Origin of the sequence: Empedobacter falsenii (genome assembly GCF_013488205.1) — a bacterium.
GTDB classification, from domain to species: Bacteria; Bacteroidota; Bacteroidia; order Flavobacteriales; family Weeksellaceae; genus Empedobacter; species Empedobacter falsenii_C.
Genome location: NZ_CP040908.1, coordinates 1,066,842 through 1,089,161, shown reverse-complemented (window position 1 = coordinate 1,089,161; position 22,320 = coordinate 1,066,842). Strand labels below are relative to the sequence as shown.

Here is a 22,320-nt window from a genome sequence, read left to right as displayed (position 1 = left end):
TTATTTATTTAATTCCTCAAATATCATTAGAGCGTTTCGAGAAATAACTTTCTCATTTGGAGCAAACTTTTCGCTAACAAATGTGAATTCTTCATTCTGACCAATCGTCGTAATTTTTCGAATTTCCATTGTACAATCATTTTTATATACCACCACATATTCCTTGTTGTTCTCAAAAACTTTGGCTTTGTTTGGTATCGCAAATGCATTTCCTACAATATTTTGTTTATCGATAATAATATCTGCACTCAAACCTGGCATCAAGTTCAAATCTTGATTTTCTAACACAACACGCGCTTTCAAAACGTGTTCATTTTCATCAAACACATTGTATATTTTATCAATTTTTCCAACATAAATTCGATCAGGATACGCCATAGATTTCACTTTTACAGCATCTCCTTTTTTTACATATTGCAGATTATTGGCGTAAATATTTACCATTACCCAAACCTGTTTTAGATTTGAAATAGAGAAAAGATTTTCATCTGAATCAGAAATAATAGACTGACCAACGCTCATGTTTTTCTGAACGATATAACCATTTTTAGGTGATAAAATCTGGAATTGACCATTGCCAACTGCACGATACATCTTCAAGGTAGCATTGATTTTATCAATTTCAATTTGCGCTGATTGTAATTCGTGTTCTGCCTCTGTAACTTCGGGCTGAGAAGCCATTCCATCATTCAACAATTCTTTTTTCGACTTAATTTGTTTTCGAATCAAATCCATTTGATTTTGATGATAACGCTTTTGCTGTACCAAATCTAGTACTTCGTTCGATTTTACAACTGCCAAAACTTGACCTTGACGCACATAATCGCCTAATTCAAAGTTCACTTTATCTACCACTCCTTGTAGCAAACTTTTAAAGCCAACTAAATCATTTTCGTTATATTCAATTTTTCCTGACAAGGTTAATTGTTCGTGAATTGGTTGCTGCAAAACTGGTACAATTTCGGTTGACTTTTTCAATTGCTCGTTCAAACAAAATTTGTTTTCTTTTACCACTTCTTTCTCGGTTTCTTGCTTGTTACAACTACTTAAAACCAAAGTAAAAGCAGCTAAAAAATAAAAAGTTTTTTTCATCATTTTATAAATCTTGTCCAACGATATAATTTAGTTCTTCGAATGTGTTTTGATAATTTTCCAATAAATCCAAATAAGCTTTTTGAGATTCGCGATAAGCCTGCGTAAAATCAATAAATTCTAATAAAGTGATTTGTTTATTTTGGAGATGTTTTTTATAATTGTCAATCATAGTTAATTGCTCTTGATTGTTCAATTTTTTCCATTGAATAAGTGCTTTATCCAATTGACTAATTTGATTTTGAAGTCGATCAATCGAAATATCTAATTCAGAATTCAAGGCATTTTTGGTGATTTGTTGTTGATTCAGTACAATTTCAGAAGCTTTGATGTTTCCTTTATTCGTATTGAAAATCGGTAAATCAATGCTTACACCTACACCTACAAAATCGCGCATAATATTTCCACCTCGATCATAAATTACTTGAAAAGCCAAATCTGGTGTACGTTGTGCTTTTTCTAAAATCAATTGTTTTTCAGCTAAATTGATTTCATTCTCTTGTTTTTTTAACGCTATATTTTGCTCTTTCGCTAATTGTTTAGCATTAAATGGAATTGATTTGGAGTGAGAATTGAATCTTGAAAAATCGATTTCATTTACATTTAAATCTGAGTTTTGCGTTAACAATCGAAGTTTATTGATGTATTCAATTTCTTGATTTTCTAGCTCAATTTGATCTTTTTGTAAACCAATTAATTCGGTTTGAAGTCTGTAAAAATCTGCTTTTGGAACATTTTTTAAATCTGCTTGTCGCTGATATTGCGTCATCATTTGTTCAAACAAATCAACGCTATTTTGCAATTCTTTCTTTTCAGATTGAATACGCGCCAACGAAAAATATGTTTGTCTTAATTCCTTTTTCAGCTCACGCAACAATTCCTCATACTCAAAAAGTGCCGAATTCTTCTCTAATTCTTTAATCGCAACACGCTTTTTTCGTTTACCAGCGGTTTCAATTAATTGCTCTAATTCGACAGAAATTTGTTGATTTTTCCCGTATTTACCGAATAAATAAGGCTGTTCTTCTACATTATAAGTTTTCCAAAGATTAACCTCAGAAATACTCAACGTTGGATTTTGCCATAATTTCTCCTGAATAATTTCAGCATCAATTCTGTCTACATTGAATTTATTCGCAATAAGCGCATAATTTTTTTGTAAAAACGCGGCTTCTAAATTGTCCAACGTTACATTCTGCGCCTGTGTTTGTATCGCAAGAACAATTGGAATTACTGTATAATAGATCTTCTTCACTTCTACTCTTTTTGAAAATTCAAAAGTAAAAGTGTAAGATTAAGGTGAGTTTTAAGTTAGATTAAAAGTAGATTAGAAAATGAGTTTAACAATCGTTCCTTTAGGTTTATTCGGAACAATTTCTATATCAATTTGATGAAGTGTAAGAATAATATTCGCCATCGAAAGCCCAATACCTTTTCCTTGAAAATCTTGCGTGTTTTTTCCTCGAAAAAAGTTTTGTTTAATTTGTTTGATATCAGTTTCTAAAATACCAATTCCTAAATCGGAAATATGAATTTGCAAACGATGATTAATTTCTAAAAACTGTACTAAAATCGGTTGATTGTTCGAATATTTTATTGCATTACTTACTAAATTATTCAACGCAACTTCTAGTAATTTTTCGTTTCCTTGAATGGTTAACAATTGATTATTTTCGACTTGTAAATCCACATTTATACGTGCTTGATGATACAAAATAGCATTTTCAATCACTTGCCAAACTACTTCATCAATTCGAATTTGATTAAATTCAAAACTCGTTTTTGCACCCGAAAGCAACATCATTTGGTCTAACGTTTCTTGCAAATCATTGGTATATTGTTTCAGTTGTACAATCACGTTTTCGTATTCTTCGAGCGTTCTTTTTTTATGATTCGTTACTTCTAAAGTTCCTAATAATGCAGTAATTGGCGTTCGTAATTCGTGCGAAACATAATCGATAAAATTCTTTTGTACATTAAAAGTTTGCGCCATTCGATCAATAAAATGATTGTAGGTTTTGATTAAATCCTCAATCTCTGCATACGACTTATTGAGCTTTAAAGGTTCAGTAAAATTCTTCGCATCACGCTCTTTTATTTGTTCAATAATTTTTGTAATCGGCTCATAAGCAATCACTCCTAAAAAATTAGAAAATAGATAAATAAAGATCAACCCAACCAATGAAACCGAAATCAAAATTTGAAGTAACGATTCCATTTGTTCATTAAATTCTTGTTTAGATTCACGCGTGATTACCACAAAATCACCTTCGTTATCATGATAAAAAATTCCGTTATAAAAGAAATCTTTACTTGTAAAAAAATCGGATTTATTGGCACGAATACTTTCTATAAAATTGGTTGAAATATCATTGTTTGAAGACATATTTCCATTGTACTTTTTGTTGTTATGATCAACAATTAAAATATTTTTTCGAGAAATCGTCTTCTCTAATTGACTTTTGATATTATTATGTTCTAAAACAGGTAATTCGTCCTTTTCTAAATAATAAATAGAAGCCAAAAGTGTCTTATTCTGCAATGACTTGATCTCTTTTTTCTCCATTTCGGTATAAAAAGAAAAGTAAATAATTGTAGAAACAATCAGAATAATGATACTGAAAATAACGACTGAATAAAGCGCTAATCGGTGTTTTAATTTCATAATTTAGGCTTTAAACATATAACCAACGCCTTTTACCGTGTGAATATATTTCGTCCCGTTTTTCTCGATTTTGTTGCGCAAATACGAAATGTAAACATCCACTACATTTGTGTGATTATCGAATGTTATTCCCCAAACGGCGTTTAAAATTTGGATACGAGTAACGGTTTTATCTATATTTTCGATTAAATAATTCAACAACTTAAATTCACGAGGAGAAAGTTCTGTTTCTTCTTTATTGACAAAAACTTTATATTGATCCAAATCGATTTCTAAGTCATCAAAAATCAATTTATTTTCAGGAACTTCTTGCGAACGAAACTGATTTCGACGCGTTAAAGCCTTGATGCGCGATAATAATTCGTCGAAATGAAACGGTTTTGTAATGTAATCATCTGCGCCATAATCCAAAGCCGAAACTTTATTTTGAACCGTATTCAACGCACTTAACATCAAAATTGGAGTGAATATTTTTTTGTAACGAAGTGTTTGCACAAGCTGAATCCCATCCATTTTTGGTAACATAATATCGCAAATAATCAAATCAAACTGAATCGTAAGAAATTCATCTAAAACCGTTTCGGCATCTTTACAAAGCGTAACCAAATGTCCATTTTCTTCTAATCCTTTGATTAAAAAATCGCTAATTCGCTTATCATCTTCGATTACTAAAATTTGCATACACTTTCCATTTTTTCAAAATTAATGAAATTGATTAAGACAAAATGAATTTAAAATATTTTCTAATTGTTTTTTAATTTAAAAAGCTCAACCAATGGTTGAGCTTTGTTTTTATTGTTTAAATCGTTCAAATTGATGCCAATATTTATCTATTGTGAATTGAGATTGAAATCTCGAAGCGACTACAAATTTTAATTATAAATACGTCAAAATATTTCCTCTGGTTTTCAACCAACCTGTGATACTATATCTTGGTCGATGGACGGTTTTTACTTCGTGAGGAATAGTTTTGCTATCAAAAACAGCCAGACGACCAGCAAGAGGTAAAATATCTAATTCTTTTTCTACCTTATTTTCATCTGACAAATACAAAGTCAATTGTCCGCCAAATTCATCTTTCCATTCTTCATCATTCAAATACAACACAATAGAAAGTGTGCGTCTATCATCATTCTTGAAAGCATCAACGTGTTTTTGATAAAATGTCCCTTCGGGATAAATGGCGTAATGAAATTCACTTTCCTCAATGCCCATATAGCATGTTAAATTTAGATATTCTATAAAATCATTGATTTTTGAGAAAAAAATTTCTTCTGTTTCTGTTTTATTTTCTTCATCAATCCATCTGATTTTATCGCCTCTGATTGATTTTACAATTTGTTCGTTAACCGAACTTCCAACGGCTGCTTGATGAAAATCTTTTTTATTTTCTTTTCGAATTATTGCTTCGCGAAGTTGCTTTGTTTCCTCTGTTGAGAAAAAAAAGTCTGAAATAGAGTATTTTTGATTTGATAAGTCATCAATAATCTTTTCATAAATTGGGTTTAATGTAATATTACTCATTCATTATTATGAAAACTTCAGTAAAAGTATATTTTATTACGAAAAACATAATCATATTTTTGAGTTTTTTTTCAAAAAAAAGAACAGAAAAAATCTGTCCTCAAAAAATAGTTTTAATTATCAATTACTTAAACCAGTCAACTTTATTCAACTGATAAATAAAATTTAACTTTGGCTCTTCTCCAAAATATTCAATTTGTTCTTCTTTCACTTTTTTACAACCCAATCGCTCCACTGCTATTTGCGAACGTATATTATCAGCGCCAACATGCAAATAAATTTTGTCAACAAACTGAAAAATATAATCAAACATCAATTTCTTAACGGACGGATTAAAACTTTTTCCCCAACAATTCGTCGAATAAAACGTATAACCAACCAAAATAGACGAATCTTGCTCATCATAATCGTAAAAACGAGAACTACCAACAACTTTATTTGTCTGTTTATCAATAATCTTGAAAGCTCCTTTACTTTGAATTGCACCTTCGAAAAAATTCATAAAAACATCTCTTTTCCAACGATTTTTGTTAGGATGTTGTTCCCAAACTTTCGGATCGGAAGCAGCTAAATATAAGGCTTCAAAATCATTATCGTTGAGTGGTTGGAGCACTACCAAATCATTTTCTAAATTGGGCTGAATATTTATCATTTGTTTCATTTAATACAATACTAATTTACATTTTTCTTATACCATATTCATTAAAAATGATAATTAATTCATTGAAATTTCCAAGTAAATTTTCTTAAAATGAAATCAAATAGCTAACTTTAGTCTAACTAAAAACCAATAAAATTATGACTCAAAAAACAATTGGACTTTTTATAGGAAGTCTACGAAAGGAGGCAAATTCTAGAAAGATTGCTAAGAACTTAATTAAAATGACACCCGAAGGATATTCCTTTAAAGTTATTGAGATTGGACAATTAGAACTCTATAACCAAGATTTTGATGATCATAATCAAGTTCCTGATTCTTACACAGCTTTTCGTAAAGAGGTTTCTGAATTGGATGGCCTAATTTTTATCACACCAGAATATAATCGATCTATGCCAGCGGTTCTAAAAAATGCTTTAGATGTTGCTTCTCGTCCTTTCGGAAAAAATGTTTGGAACAACAAACCTGGTGCTGTTATTAGTAGTTCTACTGGTGCTATAGGTGGTTTTGGAGCGAATCATCATTTGAGACAATCCTTAACCTTTTTGAATATTCCAACCATGCAACAACCCGAAATCTATTTAGGACAATTGAAACCAGATGTGTTTGATGAAAATGGATATTTTAATAACGAAAAAACAACAAGTTTCATTCAGAATTTTGTAGATGCTTATGTAAAATGGTTTGAACAACTAACAAAATAAATCTTGAATTTTATTGATTATTATTATACGACTAACTAACTTCACAGAAAAAATATGTTTTTAAATTTTGAAGATAAAGCCAGTCTTATTTCTAAACTAAAAAGTTTAAAAGTAGATCAACAGCCAGAATGGGGAATTATGACACCTCAACATATGGTTGAACATTTGATTGTAACCACTAAAATTTCAAATGGAGGTTTAACAGTACCTTGTCGAATTCCTGTAGAGCAAATTCCTCAATACAAATCATTTTTACTAGAATCTGATCATGAAATGCAAAAAGGGATAAAAGCAAACGGAATGGATGGTTTGCTGGATTTACGTTACCCTTCTTTAGAAGCTTCAATAGAAAAATTAGAACAAGAAATTGATAAATTCCATTCTTATTTTACAGAAAATCCTGATGCTAAAATTGTCAATCCAGTTTTAAATGATATTGGATACGAAGATTGGAAAACATTTCATAAAAAACACTTTACACATCATTTCAAACAGTTTGGGTTGATCTAAAAAATACAATAAACAAAAAAGCTTTCTCAGTTCTGAGAAAGCTTTTTTGTTATTCATATAATTTCGTTGCAAAATCCTTCATCGGATTTCTAACTTTTTTCATTGGTGCTAACCAATCTTCACTGTCTCGGTATCCCAAAGGAAGCATCAAAACACTTCGCATTCCTTTTTCTTTCAAATCAAGCAAATCATCCAATTCAGCATTATCAAAACCTTCCATTGGCGTGCTATCAATTTTCAATTCTGCAGCTTGAGCAAGAGCAAAACCTAATCCAATGTATGCTTGACGAGCAGTATGCGCAAAATTTTCTTCAGAAGTTTGAGGCAAATAAATTCCTTTCAATTTATCCGTATATGAACCAAAACGACCTCTTGGCAAATCTCTCTCATCCGTTGTATAATCATAGATTGCATCAATACGATCTTCTGTATAACGATCCCAAGCCACGAAAACCAATAAATGCGAACAATCTACAATCGCTTGCTGATCATAGGCAATTGAAACAATTTTCTGCTGTAATTCTTTGTTCTTTATAACCAAAATTCTGAACTGTTGCAAACCTGATGAAGTTGGCGCTAAACGAGCGGCTTCAACAATTTTTTTAACGTCTTCTTCTTCAACAATCAAAGACGGATCATATTTTTTTGTGGCGTAACGCCATTTCAAATCATCTATTAAAGACATAATTACTTATTTAAAATCTTTCTAAAAATACATCAAAAAAGTAATCGATCGACCAAAAAATATGCTAAAATTTATGTTATTTATCTTGTTTCCATTCCAAAAAATAACTTCCAGTTGCATTCGTAGAACTCCAACGAACTTGATAATCACCTTTTGCTAAATCAACTGTAAAATTTTCTTCTTTCGAATTTGTAAGTTGACGATTAAACACAACCTCATTATTTTGATCTACAATTTCAAAATTCATTTCGCCTTCTAATTTGATATTCGAATGAAAATTAGCAGTTAAGCTTTTCGAAATATTTAACTTGATATAACTCGTTCCAGAAGCATCTTCAAACTTCGCTTTTGTCCAATTATCGCCATTCGAATTAGACCATTTCGAATCTCCAACTCCTTTGTCAAAAAAAGTTCCTTGTGATTTGATATTTGGATTATCCACTTTTCTATAAAAATTATTCGAGTCAACATCTGCATTAACTTTTACTGTAATACATGATTGTAACGAAATCATTGCGATAATAAATGCTATTTTTTTCATATTAGTTTCTCTTTTACTAAATAGATGCAGCATTTTGAAAAAAGTTACAGCAAACAAATATTTTTAAATCATTTTTGATATGCGTAACTTTCGCAAAATATTCTGATGAACGATACTACAGCTCAATTTTTGCAAGAAAACTTTACTCAAAAAGCAATTGAAAGTTTAACTCAACTTTCGGGAGGAGGTTCGGCTCGAGTTTATTCGAGATTTTTTGATCAAAATCAATCGTATATTTTAGCGGAAAGCTCTAATATCGAAGAAAATAAAGTGTTTATTCAGTTTTCATTAGATTTAAAAAAAGTTATCAATAATATTCCAGAAATTATTTCAGTTTCAGATAATTTTACAACCTATGTTCAAACAGATTTAGGCGACGAAACTTTGATGAATATTGTATTGAATGATTTCGAGAAAGCAAAACCTTATTATTTTAAGACTTTAGAAAAATTAGCAATTGCTCAAATTCAAGGTGGAACTAAAATCAATTTTAATCATACTTTTTCATATCCTAAATTAGATAAAACATTAATTTTGAGAGATTTATTTCAGTTTAATTTTTATTTTTTAGATGTCTTAAGAATTGATTACAATGCAGGAAAATTAATCAAAGATTTTGATCGTTTTGCGTCTCAATTTGATAAACTTTCGCCACAAGGTTTTGTGTTCAGAGATTTCCAAACGCGCAACATTATGATTCATCAAAATGAACCTTATTTTATCGATTATCAAGGTGGTTTGTATGGACCTGTTGTCTATGATTTGGTTTCGTTAATTTGGCAAGCAAAAGCCAATTTACCATTTGAATTTAAAAAAGAATTGTACGAATTTTATTACCAAGAATTAAACAAACAAATTCCGACTATAGTTCCGATAGATTTTCGTCAATCGTACGAATATTGTGTAGTTGCTCGACTTTTACAAGTTTTAGGAACCTATGGGTTGAGAGGAATTATTGAACGAAAAAAACACTTTTTAGAAAGTATTTCGTTTGGACTTAAAAACTTAGAATCAATAATCGATTATCCTATATTACAAAATTATCCAGAATTAAAACATATTATAAAAATCCTTGTTCTTCCAGAAACGTTAGAACGCATAAATCATAAAATAAATGGCTAAATTAAATATCAACGTTCGTAGTTTTTCATACAAAAAAGGAATTCCAACCGATCCTACTGGAAATGGTGGAGGTTTTGTTTTTGATTGTCGCGGAATCTTAAATCCAGGGCGTATCAAGGAATATAAAACGCAAACAGGGCGCGACGAAGACGTTAAAAAATACTTGGAAACAGAAACTAATATTGCAGTTTTTTTAGAAGGTGTTTTTCAAATTATTGACATTTCAATTGAAGATTATTTGCAACGTGATTTTGAGAATTTAGAAATCAATTTTGGTTGTACAGGCGGGCAACATCGTTCGGTTTATTCTGCTGATGCGACTGCAAAACATATTCAAGAGAAATTTCCAGAAGCGCAAGTTACGTTACATCATGTTGTGCAAGAAGAAAAAAATTGGATAAACGAGGCGTATTAATATGAAAGCAATGATTTTTGCAGCGGGTCTTGGGACTCGTTTAAAACCATTTACTGATAATCATCCCAAAGCTTTAGCCGTTGTAAATGGAAAACCTCTTTTGCAACGAAATATAGAATATTTGAAATCTTTTGGCATTGAAGAAATTGTGATTAATGTTCATCATTTTGCAGATCAAATCATTGAATTTTTAGAAGAAAATAATTATTTCGGAATTGAGATTACTATTTCTGATGAAACGGATCAAGTTCTTGAAACTGGTGGTGGTTTGGTGAAAGCAAAAGCTAATTTTGAGGAAGATTTTTTGGTGATGAATGTTGATATTTTAACAGATCTAAATCTTGCTGATTTTATCAAAGCACATCAAGAAAATAAAGCATTGGTAACATTGGCAGTTTCGGATAGAAATTCGTCTCGCAAACTATTTTTTAATAAACAAAATGAATTGAAAGGTTGGCGAAATCTGAAAACCGAAGAAGAAATAAAAGCTGTAGATTCCTTAGACAATTGCAAAGATTTGGCTTTTAGCGGAATTCATGTTATTTCTCCTTCTCTTTTTGATAAAATTACGGAGAAAGGTAAATTTTCGATCATGAAAGTCTATATGGATTTAATGCAAACTGAATCAATTCTTGGTTTTGATCATTCTGGCGGAATTTTAATAGACGTTGGTCGACCAGAAAGTGTATTAGAAGCGGAAAACTATTTTCAATAAATCTAAAACTCAATTCGCTGAATTGAGTTTTTTTTATGCAAAAAGTTTATATATCTTAGACCGAATGAAATACATCAATTATTTTGTCTATTTAACTATTGTTGCAGTGATAATTCTCTCTTCAATAATTTACTTTTCTTTCAAAACTAAAGTGGGAAGAATAGATAAAAAAGAAATCATCGATAAAGGAACTTCATTTGAGCCTTGTTCTTCTACAATTTATCAATATTATGGCTCTGGTGCAGGTTATAGAACAGAACGTTATGGCATTCGTAAAGTAATTTCTGAACCAATTCATCAATTAAATTTCCCTAATTTTTCTGGGCTTATAGTTGTACGATTTGTAATTAATTGTAAATATGAAATTGGTTATTTCAGAATTAAAGCAGTTGACCAAGATTATAAAAAGGTTGAAATTTCTGATGATTTGCAAAAGAAAATTGTTGCTATTGTTCAGCAATTAAATGATTGGAACGGAAAAAATGTAGATTCGTATTATCAAATTCAAATAAAGTTAAAGAATGGAAAAGTTGAAGACATTTTTTAAGTCAAAAACGTGGCGAATTATTTGGGGATCATTGAAATTATTTATTTCTATTCCAATCTTTTGTATAAGTGTTTTTACTATATATCAATTCTTATTTTCTTCTAACAATAAATTGTTTGTATTTGCTGGTGATACACAAGGCTCTTATTATTCTGATTTTATGTTTGATCGTTTATTAAAATCAGAACCTAAGAATTCTAAATTTTGGTGGGAATCTTCAGTTGCTTATAATAAAAATGGAGATTTTGAAGAAGGAATGCGTCGTTTAAATAAAGCAAATTCTTTAAATGCTACAGATCATTTAGGTTATACAGGTTGGATAAAATATACAAAACTAAAAGATTACGAAAATGCCTTAAAAGATTTTCATAGATTAGATAAATTGTCAAACGTTGTGGAATATCCTTGGGGTGAAAATATTTATTTTCAAATGGGAATTTGTTATCAAGGTTTAGGAAATTATGATTCCGCGATTGTTTATTATGATAAATTTATTGCCTCCGAAAAAAATCCTGATAATATTTATCCAAGAATGTATACTTATCGTGGAAAAATTGAAGCTGATCGAAAAAATTATTCAAAAGCTTTAGATTTTTATAATAAAACAATCAGTCTGGATAAAAATATTGCGGAAGCTTATTATTATAAAGCCGAAACGTATCAACTTACTAATCAAAAGGATTCAGCTAAAGTAAATTATAATAAAAGTTTAGATTTAATGAGAAATAATTATAAAAATCAAGATGCTTATGATGAAGTATTTTTAGAAATATATGATACAGAAATTCATGATAAATTGAAGAAATTGTAAATGTAATTACTCAAAAAAAAAACATTTTTTAGATTTCTCGACTTCGCTCGAAAAGACATTTTTCCGAATTTATTTTTAAAAATCAATAAAACTCGCCATCTACATAAAACCATTTGCCATTCTCTTGCACAAACCTAGAAAGTTCATCATGTTCGTAGATTTCACCTTGTTTGTCTTGGTAATAAGCTCTAAATCGAACTTTATTATCTTTTGCAAAAACAATTTCTAACTTTAACCATTTATTCGATTTTGCCCAATCTTCGATATCACTAAAATCATTATCTTTTTGCGTAGAAGAATGTGTTGTATCAACTAAATATTCAGGCAAAACCATTGCAAAAGCAGCGTAACGAGAACGCATCAACTCTTCGGGAGTTTTTGGCAATTCAATATTCAAATGAAAAGGTTCGCAACAAGTTGCATATTCTTTTCCAGAACAACAAGGACAATTCATTTTATTCTTTATTTTTTGCAAAGATACTGTTTACTTGTCTTTGTGGTAATGATAATGATCCTGAATCACCACTTGAATAAAATCAATATTCCCTAAACCATCACTTTTCACCTCCATTATTTCCTCCAGTTTTCGCGTTAATTTTAATAAAATATCATAATTATTATTGTTCAATGCAGACGTAAAATTTTCTTTTACAATATTAATATCACGATCAGACAAGCGATAAACTTCGGGAAAACGAATTTTATAGGTTTCAGAAACTTCAGCGAAAATAGTTTGTGATAAATCTAATTTCGGATTCAAATCAATCAAACATGTATTCGCAACAATATCACCTAAACGTTGACCATTTTTATTGATAATCATTGTAATCAACGCAATAAGTCCAGTAAATAAAAACAATTCTACAATACCAATCACCCAACGTAAGAAATAATCGAAATTATTGGCGCGGTTTCCATCCATTCGTATTACACGAATCTTCATGATCCATTTTCCAACAGTTTGCCCTTTCATCAAAATCTCTAAAATCAACGGATAAAGTAAAAATATAAAACCTATTATACTATAAATACCCATTCGAAACCATTCGTCTCTATTCGGAATAAACTCCGAAAAATAAGACATGCCGTAAACTAATACGATCCGGATAATCATATCAATAATATAAGCCAGTAAACGTTTTCCGAGTGGCGCAATATTATAAGCAATTTGCACGTTTTGTGGTGTATTGACTAAAAGTTTATTCATATATTTGGTTCACTAACAACTACTCTACTATGAGAGAAGCGCATTTTATTGATAAAAATAAGGCGAAATGGTCTGATATTGAACATAATTTGAAAAATAAAATTGATGTTCATCCAGATATTTTAGCAAAAAACTACATCGAAATTACAAATGATTTGGCGTTTGCTCAAACTTATTACCCAAAAAGTAAGACAAAAGATTATTTGAACGAGTTAGCTTTATTTGCGCATCAGTCAATTTACAAAGATCAAAGAACTTCTGGAAATCAATTTGTACAGTTTTTCAAAGAAGATGTGCCAAATGTAGTCTACAAAAATCACAAAATGTTGTTATATTCATTCCTGATTTTTGCTTTAGCGGTTTTAATTGGCGTTTTATCATCGCATTTCGATCCAGATTTTACACGATTAATTTTAGGAAATCAATATGTAGACGAAACGTTAATGAACATCAAAAAAGGTGATCCTGCAGCAATTTACAAATCAGGAAGCCAGACAGGAAGTTCATTAGCGATTACAATCAATAATATTCGAGTTGCTTTTTTGGCTTTTACATTGGGCTTATTTTTTAGCATTGGATCAGGATATATTCTATTTTCGAACGGGATTATGTTAGGTGCATTCCATTATATGTTTTTCAAAGAAGGTGTTTTGGGAAAGGCGATGTCAGCAATTTGGATGCATGGAACAATTGAAATTTCGGTGATTATTATTGCAGGAGCTTGCGGTTTGATGTTAGGAAATGGCTTTATGTTCCCGAAAACTTTATCGCGAAAAAAATCACTCATAATCAAAGCAAAAGAAGCAGTAATGATTTTATTAAGCACTGTTCCAATGTTTATTATAGCTGGATTTATCGAAGGTTTTATTACGCGTTTATATGATGTAAATATTGTATTGAGTTTATCGGTTATAATCCTTTCATTAATCTTAATTATTTGGTATTATATCATTTATCCGATTCAAAAAAATAGACAAAAAACTTTTTCGTTCAATCAAACTTTAGAATCGAATGAAACAATTTAGACTATTTTTTACATTTACATTATTATTGATTCAATTCGTTGTTTTTGCACAAGAAAAAACAGCAGAATTTAAAGCATTCAAAGAAAAATATGCTGGAAAAGAATTTAATTACGAAGATGTTCCAAAACCTAAAAAAGAATTCGAACCTGGTTTTTTCTCAAAAATAATCGAAGGGATTTTTAGATTTCTTTCTTATTTACCTTGGGAAATCATTTTCTATTTTGTGATTGGATTATTTTTAATTTTTCTTGCCACACGTATTTATAAAAATGGAGGAATACTTAAACGAAATTCGAAAAAATTATATAACGAATCTGATTTTGATTTTATCGAAGAAAATTTAGCAGAAGTTAATTTGAATTCTTTAATCAATAAAGCAGAAACGGAGCAAAATTTTGCTTTAGCAATTCGTTATTTACATTACCAAAATCTACAAAATTTAGATAAAAAAGGTTGGATTGAATGGGATCCAAAGAAAACAAATCAACAATTTATCAATCAAATTAAAGACGAAAAATCAAAAATTTTATTCAATCAAAACACTAAAATTTTTAATCAAGTTTGGTTTGGAGAATTTAAAATTGATGAAAATAAATACCACGAATTCAAGACAAATTTCAATCAGTTTAATCAATATTTAGCCTCATGAAAAAGAAATTAGGTATTCTATTAGGCGCGGTTTTATTGGTCGGAATTTTTGTATTTTCTTTCTCAAAACTTCGTTATAAACTTCCTAAATCATGGGATGTTAGCCTTTATCAAAATAGTAAAGATCCTTACGGATTATTTATTATGCACGAAGAACTTGGGAATTTATCCAATGGAAAAATGAAAGATCTGGAAAAACTTTCTGAATTAAAAATTGATCCTAAAAAAGCAAAAGATTATGCAGTTGTTGTGCTTGGTTCTGAGATTTATTTTGATACAGTTTCCAAAAATCTATTAAGCAAAATTGCCGAAAATGGTGGAATTGTAATGATTGCAGATTATTATGACAATTTTGGTGATGATACAAATGGAAAAGAAGACATTAACGACGAAACGGATTCTACAGATACAATAACAACGGATTCTACGGAATCTGAAGAGAATATGTTGTACAATCAGACTATAAATATTAATAATAATTTTGAACTTAGAACAAATAAATCTTTTAAAATAAAGAAGAAAAAAGAAATTGAACATCACTATTTTAGCGATATCACAAGTGATTCTGAAATCATTGGAACAATTACTTATAAAGATAAAGCTTATCCAAATTATTTAAAAATAAAGCCAAAAGATTACAAAGGCTATTATTTGTATCATGCAGAACCGCTTTATTTTACGAATTATTATTTATTAAATGAAGACAGTTATTTCTATGCTAAATCAGTTTTAGAACCATTAAAAGGGAAAACTATTTTTTGGTACAATACCTCGAAAACTTATGCAGGAAGTTCGTCAATGATGCGTTTCGTAATGGGCGAACCAGCTCTAAAAGCTGCTTGGATAACGCTATTGGTTTTACTTTTCTTCTTTTTAATTTTTAGAAGTAAACGTGAGCAACGCATCATTCCAATTTATACCAAAGAAGAAAATCATACCGTCGAATTTGCTAAGACAATTTCTTCTTTATACCAAGAAAATGGAGAAGTAAAAGACATTGTTTCAAAGAAAATCGATTATTTTTTATATAAATTGAGAAAAACATTTTTAATCGAAACAGACGATATTACGAATAAACAATTCATTGAAATTGTTGCACAAAAAGCAAATTTGAGTCAAGAAGAATGTCTTGAAAAATTCACGATTCTTAAAAATATTTATCAAAAAAATCAACCAAATGAACACGATTTGAAAACTGTGTATCAAATCATCGAAAACTATAAACAAAAAGCAAATATCTAATGAGCGAAAATACATATCAACCATTCGAAAATAGAGTCGATTTTTCGGATGTACAAAATAAAATGCAAACGGTAAAAAATGAATTGAAAAAGGTAATTGTCGGACAAGATGATATTATCGATCAATTAATTTTAGCTTTGCTGTCTAACGGTCATTCTCTTATTGAAGGTTTGCCTGGAGTTGCCAAAACAATGATGGCAAAATTGTTGGCAAAAACGATAGATTCTGATTTTAGTAGAATTCAGTTTACGCCAGATTTAATGCCTTCTGATGTGATTGGAACGTCTATTTTAAATTCTAAAATCAATGAATTTGAGTTCAAAAAAGGACCAATTTTTTCGAATATTATTTTGATTGATGAGATTAACCGTTCGCCTGCAAAAACTCAAGCGGCTTTATTCGAATCGATGTCAGAAAGACAAGTAACAGTTGATGGAACAACTTATCCTTTGCAAGCTCCTTTTTTGGTTTTTGCAACTCAAAATCCAATTGAACAAGAAGGAACGTATCGATTACCAGAAGCGCAATTGGATCGTTTTATTTTTAAGATTTATGTCAAATATCCTTCGTTAGAAAGTGAAATTGAATTATTGAAAGAACAACAAGAACGCAAAAATATCGACAAAGAATCGTTGGTAGAAAAAGTAATTTCAGGAAATGAAATTATTGAGTTCCAAGATCGCATAAAATCGGTTTTCGTGCACGAAGCGCTAATTACGTATATTGCGACAATTGTTCATCAAACCAGAATCGATCAAACCTTGTATATGGGGGCATCGCCACGTGCTTCTATCGCGATTTTAGATGCAGCAAAATCTAATGCAGCGGTGAATGGACGCGATTTTGTGATTCCAGAAGATATCAAACAAATTGCGCATACAATTTTGGGACACCGCGTTGTGATGGTTCCAGAAAAAGAGATGGAAGGTTTTACAACACAACATATTATTCAGCAAATTATTGATCGCGTAGAAATTCCTCGTTAATGAAATTTTTCAGAAGCTTATTTCTTACCAATCGCTTTTTTTATGCGGGATTATTGATTACATTTTGTTATGTGATCGCATTTTTTCTACCTCCTATTTACATTATTGCAAAGATTTTGACATTTGTCTTTATCGTTAGTGTTATTGTCGAAATATTTTTGGTTTATATTCCTAAAACTTCCATTGAAGTTATTCGAAATTATCCAGAACGATTATCAAATGGCGATGAAAATGAATTGGAACTTTTCGTGACAAATCATTATCAATTTCCGCTGAATGTAAGGATTATAGAAGAGTTTCCTGTTCAATTACAATTAAGAGATTTTCAGTTTAGAAAACGATTTAAAAGTGGTCAAAATACTAAATTTGATTTTAAAATTCGACCAACAGAGCGAGGTTCGTATAAATTTGGATTAACAAATGTATTTATTTCTGTTTTTGGATTGATTGAGAAAAAGATCAAAATAAACGAACCTATTTCAATTGCGTGCTATCCTTCTTATTTGCAATTAAAACAATTTCAATTATATTCTACCGCTCAGTTACAGAATCAATTTGGGATGAAAAGAATTCGAAAAATTGGAACAAATACAGAATTTGAAAATATAAAAAATTATACGATTGGTGACGAATATCGTTTAATCAATTGGAAAGCAACGGCGAAAGCAAATCGATTGATGGTAAATCAATTTCAGGAAGAAAAATCGCAGCCTGTTTATTCGTTAATTGATTTGGGAAGAACGATGCGAATGCCTTTTGATGGTTTAAAATTGTTGGATTATTCGATCAATTCGAGTTTAGTTGTCGCAAATATTTCACTTCAAAAAAATGAAAAAGCAGGTTTAATTACATTTAATAAAAGAATTCAAGATCACGTTGTTGCTGATCGAAAAAATCATCAAATGCAATTGATTTTAGAGAAATTATACAATGTACAAACTGATTTTTTGGAAAGTGATTTTGGACAATTATATGCCTATATCAAACGAAAATTAACGCAACGATCGCTTTTATTTATTTACACCAATTTTGAAACAATTGATGGTTTAGAACGTCAATTACCATATCTGAAATTGATTAAAAAATCACATGTTGTCGTTTTGATTCTTTTTAAAAATTCTGAATTGAAAAAACTAAATCATCAGAAAGCAAAAACTACAACTGACATTTATGATCAAACAATTGCCGAAAAGTTTAATTACGACAAAGAATTAATCATAAATCGTTTGCATCAATTTGGGATTTTAACCATTTATTGCGAACCACAAGAATTGTCTATTAACTTAATCAATAAGTATTTAGAGATAAAAGCGCGAGGTTTATTTTAAAAAAAGATTTATTTAACCAATTATTTAGAAAAAAAAGCACAATTATTGCTTAAAGTTGGTCAATTTAATCTGAACAACCATGAAAAAACTATTTCAGATCTTTTGTTTAATCTTAACAACAGGTCTTTTTGCACAAACAAATTTTATCGAAAATAAAACACCTTCTACAAAGCGCGTAATCCTTTTGGATGCTGGACACGGAGGAACAGATACTGGTGTAAAAAAAGATGAATTTCAGGAAAAAGATATTGTGCTGAAAATTGCAGAAATTATTCAAGAAAAAAATCCTTTTACAGACGTTGACTTTGTATTATTGAGAAAAGGTGACGAACAAATTATCAATACAAGTCGTGCGAAAATGATTAATGAAATAAAACCTGATTTGGTTTTATCAATCCACGCAAATTATAATGTAAAAGATTCGAAAAAAGGAACAGAAATTCACCTTTCTCCATTGAATCCTACTTTCGAAGAATGTAAAATACTTGGCGAAAAAATTGGAAAAAGTATAAGTTCTTTAGGTTTTGAAAATTTAGGAATTGTTGAAACAAATTCGAAAATATTACGAGATTCACAAGTTCCAATTATTATGATTGAAATCGGTTATTTGACAAATGACGATGACCGAAAAATCTTAACAAACGAAAGTAATTACCCTAAAATAGCAGATAAAATTTTTGAAGCATTGAAGAATTAGACATAAAAAAATCTCAGAGCATTTTGCTCTGAGATTTTTTGTTTTTTCTCTATTTTCCTCCACTTCTATTTGCTTCTTCTGCATTAGACGTTTGACGTTTACTCACATTGATTTTTGAATTACCAAATTTATATGAAACCGAAAAACGTATCGATTGCGAATCATAATATTGTCTAAACGATTGCGGAATATTTTGCACATTTGTCGATAATGTTGAAAGATCTGTTTTGAAAATATCATACGCCATCAACGACAACGTTAATTTCTTATCCATCGCCAAATATTTAAAACCTATATCTAACGAAGAACTTGAACTATAATTAAATTCTCTGTTTTTTCCTTTTGGTGTAAACGTATAATTAGCTTGAGCCGTAAACGTTTTTTTAGTATTTAAATTCAGGTTATTATAAACCGAAAAATTAGCTCCATTTCCTGTATATTCTTTATCTAATACATCAATTTCATTGATTGATTTATTAAATCCAAAATTAAATTCAAGATTAGATTCCCACCATTTATAAGGTTTTAAAGTTGATGATAAACTAATTCCGTAATTAGACATTTTATAATAATTTAGTCGCTTAAATATTTGTGTTTGCGTCAATTCTCCATCCAATTCTTGTTCTTGATGAAAAGCAATTTGACCAAAACCATCTTGTATATTTTGATAATAAACTTTTGCTTGTAAATAATCTTTGAATCCATAACTTAATTCGAAATTATACACAAAAGCTGGCTGCATAAAAGGATTTCCTTCTGTGTAAGAAATAGGATTACTGTACCATTTATTTGGATTTAATTCCCAAAAAGCTGGTCGTTGAATTCTTCGTCCAAAATTAAAATTGAAGGAATGATCTTCTGTTGGCTGATATTGAATATAAAATGTTGGGAACAATTTGAAATATTCTTTCTCCGTAATAGTATTCGTGGTAATCGAATTGGCTTTAGATTGCATAAATTCTCCTCTAAGTCCAATTTTAGTTGACCATTTATCTGATAATTTTCGTTGATAAGATAAATACAAACTTTCTACATTTTCGGTATAATTAAAATGATCATTTTGTGTCATCAAATTCTCGTTAGTATTGATATCTGTAAAAACTGAATTCAATTTATAATCAGATTCTGTAGAACTTACTTTTGAACCAAATTCCCACGTTCCTTTTTTGTATGGAAAATAAAAATCAATTTTCCCCGAAATATTCTGAATATCCTTATCATTTAGATTATTTGCTAAAATTGTTTTGCGCTCTTTCTTGAAATACATATCCGAAATAAAATCATTTTCATTTGCCCCAGTATTCGACATATAATCTAAATCAACAGAAAATTTCTTTCCAATTGTATCAAACTTGTGAGTAAAATTTAAGTTCAAATTATAGTTATCTCCATCTCCTCCTGTACGAGAATTGGTAGAAAAATCTTTGATAATCTGCCCATTTTGATTACTAATTGTTCTTGTTCTTTCTTTTCCTCCATTGTAATTATGACCTCCATTAAACTGAATTCCAACTGTATTTTTGTCATTTATCTTATAACTTAAAGTTGTCAAACCAGATAAACCTCTATACATATTTTTATTTCTTACCTTTTGATTCCAATGTTCAGTTGGGTAATCATAATTCATATCATTGGTGTAGATATTATTTCCTGTATAATGCGATAAATCAACCAACGCAGAAAATTTATCTTTGGAGTATGAAAAATTAATTCCATCATTCAGAATTCCATAAACACCTTGGGTATACGAACTTCTCAACGTTGTACTCCACGCATTTTGCTTTGCTTCTTTTAATACAATATTGATTAATCCACTATTTCCCTCAGCTTCATATTTTGCAGGAGGATTTGTTATCACTTCAATCTTTTTGATATTTGCAGATGGAATACTTTTGAGATAATTTGTTAAATCGTTTCCACTCATCTGAACAATTCTATCATTTACCAAAACATTCACCGTACTTTTTCCAACAATAGAAATTTGATCATCTTTAATTTTGACAGAAGGTGTATTTTTCAAAGCATCTAAAGCGTCTCCACCTGTTGCCGCAATGGAATTTTCTACATTAAAAACCAAACGGTCAACTAATCGTTCATACGTCTTCGCTTTTCCTTGCACCAAAACTTCCTTCAAACCTAATTGTTGACTTGTTATCACTATATTTCCTACATCCAAATCATTGTATACAGTTATTTTTCGTTGTTCTACAACTTTTCCTATTTCTTCTATCAATAATTCTACTTCTCCTTTTGGAGTTTTAAGAAGAAACTTTCCATCTGTATTTGTTGTAATAAAATCTATAATCGAATCATTTTGAATGATAGAAACATCTAAAAATTCGACAGGTTGATTTTCTTGGTTGACAATTTTACCTTTTATAGAATATTGAGCAGATAAAAAATTCTGGAGTAAAAAAAGCGTTAGAATGGATGCGTAAAATTTCATTTGTGTTAATTTTTATACCTTATAGACGCTTGAATCGCTAAAATGTTACATCTTTTTTAGGCTAAAAATGTAGTTTTTTATAAATAATTGATTATGTTTATATTAATTAAATTATTACGACTATTATGAAAAAGAAACTATATCTATTTGCTATTGCAAGTTTATTCGCAACATCTACCATGTTTGCACAAACTGCTAAAACCTTTGTCATAGATGCTGGACATGGCGGTTTTGATAATGGTTCAAATAATGGAAATATTGTAGAAAGTGAATATTCTTTAGAATTGGCTCAAAAAATTCAACAATTAGCTAAAAAGAAAAATATCAATGTTATTTTAACGAGAGATGGGAATGATTTTCTTGATTTACAATCTCGTGTTGATAAAATGCATAAATTGGATCCTGAATTAGTTATCTCTTTGCATTTGAATAGTGCTTCAAATAAGGAACTAAAAGGAGCTGAAGTTTTTATCAATAAAGATAATACAGATGCAAATACAGAAAAAATAGGGGCTGAATTAGCACAATTAGTTAGTATCAATTCCATTGAAAACAGAGGCTTGAAGAAAGCTAATTTTAAAATATTAAGAGATTCTAAAAAGCCGACTTTTCTAATCGAATTAGGCTTCGCAAGTAATCCTACTGATGCCGAAACTTTGAAAAGTGCTTATCATAAAAATCAATTAGCAGAAAAAATTGTACAATTTTTAGAGAATTATCAATCAATATAATACGAAAAAAAGGACTTCAAA

Annotated in this window: 25 protein-coding genes; 14 read left to right on the top strand and 11 right to left on the bottom strand. The window is 29.8% G+C overall.

The window, feature by feature from the left end; all coding sequences use genetic code 11:
- From FH779_RS05140 to FH779_RS05115, 6 genes are all read right to left on the bottom strand, one after another.
- A complete protein-coding gene (locus tag FH779_RS05140; protein WP_180906311.1) occupies positions 1–1,092 on the bottom strand; it encodes an efflux RND transporter periplasmic adaptor subunit in 1,092 nt (363 codons plus the stop codon).
- Between the two features lie 4 nt (positions 1,093–1,096).
- Positions 1,097–2,347, bottom strand: a complete 1,251-nt coding sequence (locus FH779_RS05135; RefSeq protein ID WP_115000065.1) for a TolC family protein — start codon at positions 2,345–2,347, stop codon at positions 1,097–1,099.
- Positions 2,348–2,419: 72 nt separating this feature from the next.
- Positions 2,420–3,757, bottom strand: coding sequence for a sensor histidine kinase (locus FH779_RS05130; RefSeq protein ID WP_244958027.1), 1,338 nt, complete (start codon positions 3,755–3,757; stop codon positions 2,420–2,422).
- Between the two features lie 3 nt (positions 3,758–3,760).
- Positions 3,761–4,438, bottom strand: a complete 678-nt coding sequence (locus tag FH779_RS05125; protein ID WP_180906310.1) for a response regulator transcription factor — start codon at positions 4,436–4,438, stop codon at positions 3,761–3,763.
- Between the two features lie 195 nt (positions 4,439–4,633).
- Positions 4,634–5,281 carry a 2OG-Fe(II) oxygenase gene (locus FH779_RS05120; protein WP_180906309.1) on the bottom strand — a complete coding sequence of 216 codons (648 nt, stop codon included), beginning with the start codon at positions 5,279–5,281 and terminating at the stop codon, positions 4,634–4,636.
- A gap of 124 nt (positions 5,282–5,405) precedes the next feature.
- The gene (locus tag FH779_RS05115) at positions 5,406–5,942 is read right to left on the bottom strand and encodes a GNAT family N-acetyltransferase (RefSeq protein WP_317169017.1); all 537 of its coding nucleotides are present in this window, start codon (positions 5,940–5,942) and stop codon (positions 5,406–5,408) included.
- A 137-nt stretch (positions 5,943–6,079) separates the two neighbouring features.
- Here FH779_RS05115 and FH779_RS05110 point away from each other — a divergent pair, with 137 nt between their 5' ends.
- Positions 6,080–6,643 (top strand): NADPH-dependent FMN reductase, encoded by a 564-nt coding sequence (locus FH779_RS05110; protein ID WP_180906308.1) that lies wholly within the window; start codon positions 6,080–6,082, stop codon positions 6,641–6,643.
- Positions 6,644–6,697: 54 nt separating this feature from the next.
- Positions 6,698–7,153, top strand: a complete 456-nt coding sequence (locus FH779_RS05105) for a hypothetical protein (protein WP_180906307.1) — start codon at positions 6,698–6,700, stop codon at positions 7,151–7,153.
- A 49-nt stretch (positions 7,154–7,202) separates the two neighbouring features.
- Here FH779_RS05105 and FH779_RS05100 read toward each other — a convergent pair whose 3' ends face one another.
- On the bottom strand, positions 7,203–7,838 hold the full coding sequence (locus tag FH779_RS05100) for an NAD(P)H-dependent oxidoreductase (protein WP_180906306.1): 636 nt from the start codon (positions 7,836–7,838) through the stop codon (positions 7,203–7,205).
- Positions 7,839–7,914: 76 nt separating this feature from the next.
- The gene (locus FH779_RS05095) at positions 7,915–8,379 is read right to left on the bottom strand and encodes a hypothetical protein (RefSeq protein WP_180906305.1); all 465 of its coding nucleotides are present in this window, start codon (positions 8,377–8,379) and stop codon (positions 7,915–7,917) included.
- 105 nt (positions 8,380–8,484) lie between these two features.
- Between FH779_RS05095 and FH779_RS05090 the strand changes: the two genes are divergently transcribed.
- The 5 genes from FH779_RS05090 (at position 8,485) to FH779_RS05070 (ending at position 11,989) form a co-directional block, all read left to right on the top strand.
- Positions 8,485–9,501 carry an aminoglycoside phosphotransferase family protein gene (locus FH779_RS05090; protein ID WP_180906304.1) on the top strand — a complete coding sequence of 339 codons (1,017 nt, stop codon included), beginning with the start codon at positions 8,485–8,487 and terminating at the stop codon, positions 9,499–9,501.
- Positions 9,494–9,916 carry a RapZ C-terminal domain-containing protein gene (locus FH779_RS05085; protein WP_180906303.1) on the top strand — a complete coding sequence of 141 codons (423 nt, stop codon included), beginning with the start codon at positions 9,494–9,496 and terminating at the stop codon, positions 9,914–9,916. The genes FH779_RS05090 and FH779_RS05085 overlap by 8 nt, the downstream gene beginning before the upstream one ends.
- A gap of 1 nt (position 9,917) precedes the next feature.
- Complete coding sequence (locus FH779_RS05080) at positions 9,918–10,631, top strand: nucleotidyltransferase family protein (protein ID WP_180906302.1); 714 nt, start codon at positions 9,918–9,920, stop codon at positions 10,629–10,631.
- Positions 10,632–10,782: 151 nt separating this feature from the next.
- A complete protein-coding gene (locus tag FH779_RS05075) occupies positions 10,783–11,178 on the top strand; it encodes a hypothetical protein (RefSeq protein ID WP_180906301.1) in 396 nt (131 codons plus the stop codon).
- Positions 11,153–11,989 (top strand): tetratricopeptide repeat protein, encoded by an 837-nt coding sequence (locus FH779_RS05070; RefSeq protein WP_180906300.1) that lies wholly within the window; start codon positions 11,153–11,155, stop codon positions 11,987–11,989. Before FH779_RS05075 ends, FH779_RS05070 begins: the two co-directional genes overlap by 26 nt.
- A gap of 82 nt (positions 11,990–12,071) precedes the next feature.
- Here FH779_RS05070 and FH779_RS05065 read toward each other — a convergent pair whose 3' ends face one another.
- Together FH779_RS05065 and FH779_RS05060 are read right to left on the bottom strand one after the other, a co-directional pair.
- Entirely contained in the window at positions 12,072–12,443 is a 372-nt protein-coding gene (locus tag FH779_RS05065; protein WP_180906299.1) for a YchJ family protein, read from the bottom strand.
- A gap of 30 nt (positions 12,444–12,473) precedes the next feature.
- On the bottom strand, positions 12,474–13,196 hold the full coding sequence (locus tag FH779_RS05060; protein WP_180906298.1) for an RDD family protein: 723 nt from the start codon (positions 13,194–13,196) through the stop codon (positions 12,474–12,476).
- Positions 13,197–13,225: 29 nt separating this feature from the next.
- Here FH779_RS05060 and FH779_RS05055 point away from each other — a divergent pair, with 29 nt between their 5' ends.
- The 6 genes from FH779_RS05055 (at position 13,226) to FH779_RS05030 (ending at position 19,122) form a co-directional block, all read left to right on the top strand.
- Entirely contained in the window at positions 13,226–14,221 is a 996-nt protein-coding gene (locus FH779_RS05055) for a stage II sporulation protein M (RefSeq protein ID WP_180906297.1), read from the top strand.
- Positions 14,208–14,870, top strand: coding sequence for a hypothetical protein (locus FH779_RS05050; RefSeq protein ID WP_180906296.1), 663 nt, complete (start codon positions 14,208–14,210; stop codon positions 14,868–14,870). The genes FH779_RS05055 and FH779_RS05050 overlap by 14 nt, the downstream gene beginning before the upstream one ends.
- The gene (locus FH779_RS05045; RefSeq protein WP_180906295.1) at positions 14,867–16,111 is read left to right on the top strand and encodes a hypothetical protein; all 1,245 of its coding nucleotides are present in this window, start codon (positions 14,867–14,869) and stop codon (positions 16,109–16,111) included. Before FH779_RS05050 ends, FH779_RS05045 begins: the two co-directional genes overlap by 4 nt.
- Positions 16,111–17,097 (top strand): AAA family ATPase, encoded by a 987-nt coding sequence (locus FH779_RS05040; RefSeq protein ID WP_180906294.1) that lies wholly within the window; start codon positions 16,111–16,113, stop codon positions 17,095–17,097. Before FH779_RS05045 ends, FH779_RS05040 begins: the two co-directional genes overlap by 1 nt.
- Positions 17,097–18,425 (top strand): DUF58 domain-containing protein, encoded by a 1,329-nt coding sequence (locus tag FH779_RS05035; RefSeq protein WP_180906293.1) that lies wholly within the window; start codon positions 17,097–17,099, stop codon positions 18,423–18,425. Before FH779_RS05040 ends, FH779_RS05035 begins: the two co-directional genes overlap by 1 nt.
- Positions 18,426–18,504: 79 nt before the next feature.
- On the top strand, positions 18,505–19,122 hold the full coding sequence (locus tag FH779_RS05030) for an N-acetylmuramoyl-L-alanine amidase family protein (RefSeq protein WP_180906292.1): 618 nt from the start codon (positions 18,505–18,507) through the stop codon (positions 19,120–19,122).
- A 49-nt stretch (positions 19,123–19,171) separates the two neighbouring features.
- Here the strand turns inward: FH779_RS05030 and FH779_RS05025 are convergent, their stop codons facing one another.
- Complete coding sequence (locus FH779_RS05025; protein WP_180906291.1) at positions 19,172–21,568, bottom strand: outer membrane beta-barrel family protein; 2,397 nt, start codon at positions 21,566–21,568, stop codon at positions 19,172–19,174.
- A 125-nt stretch (positions 21,569–21,693) separates the two neighbouring features.
- Here FH779_RS05025 and FH779_RS05020 point away from each other — a divergent pair, with 125 nt between their 5' ends.
- Positions 21,694–22,299, top strand: coding sequence for an N-acetylmuramoyl-L-alanine amidase family protein (locus FH779_RS05020; protein ID WP_180906290.1), 606 nt, complete (start codon positions 21,694–21,696; stop codon positions 22,297–22,299).
- The last annotated feature ends 21 nt before the right edge of the window (positions 22,300–22,320 follow it).

What these genes read in the sequence shown, in the direction of transcription:
- FH779_RS05140 (WP_180906311.1), bottom strand. Translation starts at nt 1,092, where the DNA reads ATGAAAAAAACTTTTTATTTTTTAGCTGCTTTTACTTTGGTTTTAAGT.
- FH779_RS05130 (WP_244958027.1), bottom strand. Translation starts at nt 3,757, where the DNA reads ATGAAATTAAAACACCGATTAGCGCTTTATTCAGTCGTTATTTTCAGT.
- FH779_RS05125 (WP_180906310.1), bottom strand. Translation starts at nt 4,438, where the DNA reads ATGCAAATTTTAGTAATCGAAGATGATAAGCGAATTAGCGATTTTTTA.
- FH779_RS05120 (WP_180906309.1), bottom strand. Translation starts at nt 5,281, where the DNA reads ATGAGTAATATTACATTAAACCCAATTTATGAAAAGATTATTGATGAC.
- FH779_RS05115 (WP_317169017.1), bottom strand. Translation starts at nt 5,942, where the DNA reads ATGAAACAAATGATAAATATTCAGCCCAATTTAGAAAATGATTTGGTA.
- FH779_RS05110 (WP_180906308.1), top strand. Translation starts at nt 6,080, where the DNA reads ATGACTCAAAAAACAATTGGACTTTTTATAGGAAGTCTACGAAAGGAG.
- FH779_RS05105 (WP_180906307.1), top strand. Translation starts at nt 6,698, where the DNA reads ATGTTTTTAAATTTTGAAGATAAAGCCAGTCTTATTTCTAAACTAAAA.
- FH779_RS05100 (WP_180906306.1), bottom strand. Translation starts at nt 7,838, where the DNA reads ATGTCTTTAATAGATGATTTGAAATGGCGTTACGCCACAAAAAAATAT.
- FH779_RS05095 (WP_180906305.1), bottom strand. Translation starts at nt 8,379, where the DNA reads ATGAAAAAAATAGCATTTATTATCGCAATGATTTCGTTACAATCATGT.
- FH779_RS05090 (WP_180906304.1), top strand. Translation starts at nt 8,485, where the DNA reads ATGAACGATACTACAGCTCAATTTTTGCAAGAAAACTTTACTCAAAAA.
- FH779_RS05085 (WP_180906303.1), top strand. Translation starts at nt 9,494, where the DNA reads ATGGCTAAATTAAATATCAACGTTCGTAGTTTTTCATACAAAAAAGGA.
- FH779_RS05080 (WP_180906302.1), top strand. Translation starts at nt 9,918, where the DNA reads ATGAAAGCAATGATTTTTGCAGCGGGTCTTGGGACTCGTTTAAAACCA.
- FH779_RS05070 (WP_180906300.1), top strand. Translation starts at nt 11,153, where the DNA reads ATGGAAAAGTTGAAGACATTTTTTAAGTCAAAAACGTGGCGAATTATT.
- FH779_RS05065 (WP_180906299.1), bottom strand. Translation starts at nt 12,443, where the DNA reads ATGAATTGTCCTTGTTGTTCTGGAAAAGAATATGCAACTTGTTGCGAA.
- FH779_RS05060 (WP_180906298.1), bottom strand. Translation starts at nt 13,196, where the DNA reads ATGAATAAACTTTTAGTCAATACACCACAAAACGTGCAAATTGCTTAT.
- FH779_RS05055 (WP_180906297.1), top strand. Translation starts at nt 13,226, where the DNA reads ATGAGAGAAGCGCATTTTATTGATAAAAATAAGGCGAAATGGTCTGAT.
- FH779_RS05050 (WP_180906296.1), top strand. Translation starts at nt 14,208, where the DNA reads ATGAAACAATTTAGACTATTTTTTACATTTACATTATTATTGATTCAA.
- FH779_RS05045 (WP_180906295.1), top strand. Translation starts at nt 14,867, where the DNA reads ATGAAAAAGAAATTAGGTATTCTATTAGGCGCGGTTTTATTGGTCGGA.
- FH779_RS05040 (WP_180906294.1), top strand. Translation starts at nt 16,111, where the DNA reads ATGAGCGAAAATACATATCAACCATTCGAAAATAGAGTCGATTTTTCG.
- FH779_RS05035 (WP_180906293.1), top strand. Translation starts at nt 17,097, where the DNA reads ATGAAATTTTTCAGAAGCTTATTTCTTACCAATCGCTTTTTTTATGCG.
- FH779_RS05030 (WP_180906292.1), top strand. Translation starts at nt 18,505, where the DNA reads ATGAAAAAACTATTTCAGATCTTTTGTTTAATCTTAACAACAGGTCTT.
- FH779_RS05025 (WP_180906291.1), bottom strand. Translation starts at nt 21,568, where the DNA reads ATGAAATTTTACGCATCCATTCTAACGCTTTTTTTACTCCAGAATTTT.
- FH779_RS05020 (WP_180906290.1), top strand. Translation starts at nt 21,694, where the DNA reads ATGAAAAAGAAACTATATCTATTTGCTATTGCAAGTTTATTCGCAACA.